The organism is Inquilinus limosus MP06 (genome assembly GCF_000767795.1).
GTDB lineage: Bacteria > Pseudomonadota > Alphaproteobacteria > DSM-16000 > Inquilinaceae > Inquilinus > Inquilinus limosus_E.
The window spans coordinates 1-5,702 of the sequence record NZ_JANX01000423.1; the positions used below are offsets into that span (position 1 = coordinate 1).

The window sequence follows — 5,702 nt, forward strand, 5'->3', positions numbered from 1 at the left end:
GATCTGAGAGACGACGATGGATGCGGATTCGCTGCGCGCCCTGCAGGCGCCGCTGAAGGACAAGTATCGCGAGGCGCCGGATGCGGCCCTGGTCACCCTGAGCGCCAAGGGGCGGCTGGGCGATGAGGGCGTGACCTGCAAGGTCGAGACCGGCCGCGCTTTGGCCGAGGCCGGGCTGCACCCGGCGACCGGCGGCGACGGGCTGTCGCTGTGCTCCGGGGACATGCTGCTGGAGGCGCTGGTGGCCTGCGCCGGGGTGACGCTGAAGGCGGTGGCGACCGCGCTGAACCTGCCGGTCACCGGCGGCACCGTCTCGGCCGAGGGCGACCTCGACTTCCGCGGCACGTTGGGCGTGGCCAAGGACGCGCCGGTCGGCTTCCGCGCCATCCGGCTGCGCTTCGAGGTCGAGGGCGACCTGACCGAGGAGCAGCGCGCCACGCTCCTGAAGCTGACCGAGCGCTACTGCGTCGTGTACCAGACGCTGCGCACGCCGGCCGAGTTTGCGGTCGATCTGGTGACTGCTTGAATCCTTGGTTGATTTACCGAAAATATGCATCGAATCCTTGCGTTGAGAAAATGATCATCCCGCCGTCATTTGCCTGAACCGCTGCCTTCCGCTTCGGCACAGGCGAGGCCTGGGCGCCGGCGGCAGGGCTGTCCTGCTCTGGCATCCTTCTTGCTGCCATCGACTCTCGCGGCCGGATCGCTCCGCCGCGACTGTCGAAGGGGCAAGATCGATGGAAGAGGAACAGGGAGACGGCGTCAGCCGGCGCGGCCTGCTGTCGCTGATCGGGATGGCGGCGGGCAGCGCCGCGATGTACCAGGCCATGACCAGCCTCGGCCTGGCGGCGGAGGCCGGCTACAAGGGGCCGGCCGACCTGAGCGGCGACCCGAAGGGCGCCTCGGTGCTGGTGCTCGGCGCCGGCCTCGCCGGCATGACCGCGGCGCTGGAGCTGCGCCAGGCCGGCTATTCGGTCCAACTGCTGGAATTCAACGACCGTCCGGGCGGGCGCAACTGGACGCTGCGCGGCGGCGACCGCTTCACCGAGCTGGGCGGCGCCAGCCAGACCTGCGATTTCGACCAGGGGCTGTACATCAACCCCGGCCCGTGGCGCATCCCGTACCACCATCACGGCGTGCTGGCCTATTGCCGGCGCCTGGGCGTGGCGCTGGAGCCGTTCCAGCAGCTCAACCACAACGCGCTGCTGCACAACACCAAGGGCTTCGGCGGCAAGCCGCAGCGCATCCGCGAGATCAAGACCGACTTCCAGGGCCATGTCTCCGAGCTGCTGGCCAAGGCGACGCAGCAGGGCAAGCTGGACGAGGCGGTGTCGAAAGAGGATCGCGAGATCCTGCTGCAGGCGCTGAAATCCTGGGGCGCGCTGGACAAGGATTACGGCTACAAGGCAGGCGAGACCGCTTCGGAGTTCCGCGGCTTCAGCAAGGACGCCGGCGGCGGGCTGGGGGCCGAGCCGGTTCCGGGCGAGCCGATCGGCCTGTCCGACATCCTGTCCTCACGCCTGTGGCGCAGCCTGCAGAGCTTCGCCCTCTACGAGTTCCAGACCACGATGTTCCAGCCGGTCGGCGGCATGGACATGATCGGCAAGGCCTTCGCCGCGCAGCTCGGCGGGCTGATCCGCTACAACTCCAAGGTCACCCGGATCCAGCAGGGCGAGACCGGTGTGACCGTGACCTATGAGGACACCAAGAGCCCCGGCGCCTCGCTGCAGGCCAAGGCCGACTGGTGCGTCTGCACCATCCCGCTGACCGTCCTCAGCCAGATCCCGATCGATGTCGGGCCGAAGATGCAGGCGGCGATCGAGGCGGTGCCCTATGCCTCCTCGGTCAAGGTCGGGCTGCAGTTCAAGCGCCGCTTCTGGGAGGAGGACGAGGCGATCTATGGCGGCATCAGCTACACCGACCTGCCGATCCGCCAGATCTCCTACCCCAGCACCGGCTACAATCTCGGCGGCAAGGGCGTGCTGCTCGGCGCCTACAGCTGGAACGGTCCGAACTCCTACGAATTCACCGCCATGGACCCGGCCGAGCGGGTGCGCCGCGCCGTCCAGTACGGCCAGCAGATCCACCCGCAATACGCGGCGGAGTTCGAGACCGGGATCTCGGTCGCCTGGCACCGGGTGCCCTTCACTCTGGGCTGCGCCGGCGACTGGACTGACGAGGCGCGGGCGCAGCACTACGACAATCTGTGCCAGATCGACGGCCGCATCGTGCTGGCCGGCGAGCACGCCTCCTACATCCCGGCCTGGCAGGAGGGGGCGATCCTCTCGGCGCTGAACGCGATCGAGCGGCTGCACCACCGGGTGATCGCAGCATGAGCCGCCTGCCGATGAGGAGCCCCGCCATGATCCTTCGTCCCGCGGCCGCGATCCTGTTCGCCCTGCTGCCGGCTGCGGCCGGCGCCCAGGACGCCCCGATGCTCAGCCCGGCCTCGACCTTCGCCGAGGCCGACGGCGCGGCGCTGTTCGCCAATGTCTGCCAGGCCTGCCACATGCAGGCAGGGCAGGGGGCGGCCGGGGCCGGCCACTACCCGGCCCTGGCGAAGAACGCCAATCTCGAGACCGGGGCCTATCCCGTCTATGTCGTTGTCCACGGCCTGAAGGGCATGCCGCCGGTCGGGAAGATGATGACCGACGACCAGGTGGCCGCGGTGGTGAACTACCTGCGCACCAGCTTCGGCAATTCCTATACCGATCCGGTGACGGCGAAAGACGTCGCCGACGCCCGCAACTGACCTGAACGCCTGAGGGGAGAGAGCCTTGACCAAGACGATGATGACGGCCGCGATCGGCCTCGCGGCGATGCTGGCGGCCGGCGGGGCCGTGGCCCAGGACGTGATCCGCCACAAGATCCCGAACTCCGACTTCCCGATCGCCCGGGCGGTGGAGATCCCGGCCGGCAAGACCACGGTCTATGTCAGCGGCGCGGTGCCGCCGGTGGCCGATCCCAACGCGGCCAAGAACACGGTCGCCGCCTATGGCGACACCAAGGCCCAGACGGTCGCGGTGCTGACATCGATCGAGAAGACGCTGAAGGATCTCGGCCTCGGCCTGGGCGACGTGGTGAAGATGCAGGTCTTCCTGGTCGGCGACCCCGCCAAGGACGGCAGGATGGACTTCACCGGCTTCATGGAGGGCTACCGCCAGTTCTACGGCACGGCGGCACAGCCGAACCTGCCGGCGCGCTCGGCCATGCAGGTCGCGGCGCTGGTCAATCCCGGCTACCTGGTCGAGATCGAGGTGACGGCGGTCCGGCCGTAGGGTGGTCCGGCTCCAAATTTGACCGTCATTGCGAGGAGGCGAAGCCGACGAAGCAATCCAGGGGCCGGTGCGAACTGGCCCCTGGATTGCTTCGCTGTGCTCGCAATGACGATCCACTTCTCCGCAATCGCTTGAGAGAGATCGGGTGTAGCGATTCCGAGATGCAGGGCGATAAGATCGGACAAAACGACGGAGTCTCGACGTGATCCATGTTATCGCCCTGCTGACCGCCAAGCCGGGGAAGCGCGCCGCCCTGCTGGAGGAATTCCGCAAGCTTGTACCCGAGGTCCATGCCGAGCAGGGCTGCATCGAATACGGGCCCGCGGTGGACGCCGAGGGCAGCCCCGCCCGCTTCGGCGACGACACCTTCGTCGTGATCGAAAAGTGGGAGAGCCCGGAGGCGCTGAAGGCGCACTCCGTCGCCCCGCACATGAAGGCCTATGGCGAGCGCACCAAGGACCTGATCGCCGACCGGGCGGTTCACGTCCTGACGCCGGCCTGAACCCGGCTCCGGCCGGGCTTCAATGTCCCGGCCGGCCGGTGCGGCGACTGTGGCGCTCCACGAGCGCCTTGGCCGCCAGCGTCACCAGCGCCAGCAAAGCCAGGGTCGATGCAGCGGCGAAGGCGCCGACGGCGTTGTAGTCGTTGTAGAGCAGCTCGATCTGCAGCGGCAGCGTGTTGGTCTGGCCCCGGATGTGGCCGGAGACGACCGAGACGGCGCCGAACTCGCCCATCACCCGGGCGTTGCACAGCACCACGCCGTACAGCAGCGCCCATTTGATGTTCGGCAGGGTGACGCGGAAGAAGGTCTGCCAGCCATTGGCGCCCAGGGTCGCCGCCGCCTCCTCCTCGTCGCGCCCCTGCGCCTGCATCAGCGGGATCAGCTCGCGCGCCACATAGGGCGAGGTGACGAACAGGCTGACCAGCACGATCGCCACGGGCGTGAACATCAGGCGGATGCCGTGGTCCTGCAGCCAGGGGCCGAACAGGCCGTTGGCGCCGTAGAGGAACAGGTACACGACGCCCGCCACGATCGGCGACACCGAGAACGGGATCTCGACCAGCGTGGTCAGCAGGCGCCGGCCGCGGAACTGGAACTTGGCGATGGCCCAGGCCGCCATGACACCGAACACGGTGTTGACCGGCACCACGATCAGCGCCGTGGTCACGGTCAGGCCGATGGCGTGCAGCGTCTCGCCTTGGCCGATGTTGCGGGCGAAGACCGCCAGACCGGCGGAGAAGGCCTGGGCGAAGATCACCACGATCGGTGCCACCAGCACCAGGCCGGCGGCCAGCAGGGCCAGGCCGATCAGGATGCGCCGGGTCCAGCGCCCCTCGCCGATGCGGGGCGACCGCCGGGGCCGGGCCTTGGCGGTCTCGGTCACCGGCACCACGGCCGGGTCGCGGTCAACGGCGATCGACATGGCGCAGGAACCGGGCCTGGAGGAGGTTGGTGGCCAGCAGCAGCAGGAAGGCGGCGGCCAGGATGGTCATCGCCAGCGCCGCGGCGGCGGCGTAGTCGTATTCCTCGAGCCGGATGAAGACGAGCAGCGCCGCGATCTCGGTCTGCATCGGCCGGTTGCCGGCGATGAAGATGACGGCGCCGAACTCGCCGAGCGAGCGGGCGAAGGCCAGGCTGCAGCCGGCCAGGAAGGCGGGCAGGATCGCCGGCCACACCACATGGCGCAGGGTCGACCAGTCGCCGGCGCCCAGCGTCCGGGCGGCTTCCTCGACGCCCTCGTCCAGGTCTTCCAGCACCGGCTGCACGCTGCGCACCACGAAGGGCAGGCTGGTGAAGGCCATGGCCACGGCGATGCCCAGCGGGGTGTAGGCGACCGGGATGCCGATCGCCGCCAGCGGCGCGCCGAACCAGCCGTTCTTGGCGAACAGCGCGGTCAGGGCGATGCCGGCCACCGCGGTCGGCAGGGCGAAGGGCAGGTCGACGATGGCGTCCAGGAGACGCCGGCCGGGGAAGCGGTAGCGCACCAGCACCCAGGCCAGCAGCAGCCCGATCACGCCGTTGAACAGCGTCGCCGCCAGCGCCATGCCGAGCGTCACCTCGTAGCTGGCCAGGGCGCGCGGCGAGGTGATGATGGCCAGGAACTGGGCCGGCGTCAGGCTGGCCGCCTTCAGCGCCAGGGCGCCCAGCGGCAGCAGCACGATCAGCACGAGATAGACCAGCGTGCAGCCCAAGGTCAGCCGGAATCCGGGCAGCACCCGGCGCCGGGCGGGGCGGGGGGCGGCGATCGTGGCGGTCACGGCGCCTGCCTTCCTGGAGCAGGACGGGCAGCCAAGGAGAGTCCCCCCTCCCCTTGCGGGAGGGGGGCAGGGGGAGGGGTCTGCGCGCGTCCGCGCGCGAAGAGGTGGGACCGGTCAGCCAACCCGGTTGTCGTCATCCAGGGCCGGAGAAAGCCGAGAGAACCC

General features: G+C 69.4%; 7 protein-coding genes. 5 read left to right on the top strand and 2 right to left on the bottom strand.

Annotated features, from left to right (window positions below; translation table 11 throughout):
* The first annotated feature begins 16 nt into the window (after nt 1-16).
* The 5 genes from P409_RS24745 to P409_RS24765 all read left to right on the top strand — a co-directional run bounded on the left by P409_RS24745 (nt 17) and on the right by P409_RS24765 (nt 3,780).
* Nucleotides 17-526 (top strand): OsmC family protein, encoded by a 510-nt coding sequence (locus P409_RS24745; protein ID WP_034844836.1) that lies wholly within the window; start codon nt 17-19, stop codon nt 524-526.
* 211 nt (nt 527-737) lie between these two features.
* The gene (locus P409_RS24750) at nt 738-2,336 is read left to right on the top strand and encodes a flavin monoamine oxidase family protein (RefSeq protein WP_034844838.1); all 1,599 of its coding nucleotides are present in this window, start codon (nt 738-740) and stop codon (nt 2,334-2,336) included.
* Between the two features lie 26 nt (nt 2,337-2,362).
* Nucleotides 2,363-2,752 carry a c-type cytochrome gene (locus P409_RS24755; RefSeq protein ID WP_202964796.1) on the top strand — a complete coding sequence of 130 codons (390 nt, stop codon included), beginning with the start codon at nt 2,363-2,365 and terminating at the stop codon, nt 2,750-2,752.
* Nucleotides 2,753-2,777: 25 nt separating this feature from the next.
* On the top strand, nt 2,778-3,278 hold the full coding sequence (locus tag P409_RS24760; protein WP_238578767.1) for a RidA family protein: 501 nt from the start codon (nt 2,778-2,780) through the stop codon (nt 3,276-3,278).
* Between the two features lie 202 nt (nt 3,279-3,480).
* Nucleotides 3,481-3,780: a putative quinol monooxygenase gene (locus P409_RS24765; protein ID WP_034844840.1), complete on the top strand. Its 300-nt coding sequence runs from the start codon at nt 3,481-3,483 to the stop codon at nt 3,778-3,780.
* A gap of 19 nt (nt 3,781-3,799) precedes the next feature.
* On the opposite strand, the gene cysW is transcribed toward P409_RS24765, so the two are convergent.
* Nucleotides 3,800-4,702, bottom strand: a complete 903-nt coding sequence (cysW, locus tag P409_RS24770) for a sulfate ABC transporter permease subunit CysW (protein ID WP_052121358.1) — start codon at nt 4,700-4,702, stop codon at nt 3,800-3,802.
* Nucleotides 4,686-5,537 (bottom strand): sulfate ABC transporter permease subunit CysT, encoded by an 852-nt coding sequence (gene cysT, locus P409_RS24775; RefSeq protein WP_238578768.1) that lies wholly within the window; start codon nt 5,535-5,537, stop codon nt 4,686-4,688. Before cysT ends, cysW begins: the two co-directional genes overlap by 17 nt.
* Between the last annotated feature and the right edge of the window lie 165 nt (nt 5,538-5,702).

Excerpts from the sequence above, each read along its gene's own strand:
- cysW (WP_052121358.1), bottom strand. The coding sequence starts at position 4,702 with ATGTCGATCGCCGTTGACCGCGACCCGGCCGTGGTGCCGGTGACCGAG.
- P409_RS24750 (WP_034844838.1), top strand. The coding sequence starts at position 738 with ATGGAAGAGGAACAGGGAGACGGCGTCAGCCGGCGCGGCCTGCTGTCG.
- P409_RS24745 (WP_034844836.1), top strand. The coding sequence starts at position 17 with ATGGATGCGGATTCGCTGCGCGCCCTGCAGGCGCCGCTGAAGGACAAG.
- P409_RS24755 (WP_202964796.1), top strand. The coding sequence starts at position 2,363 with ATGATCCTTCGTCCCGCGGCCGCGATCCTGTTCGCCCTGCTGCCGGCT.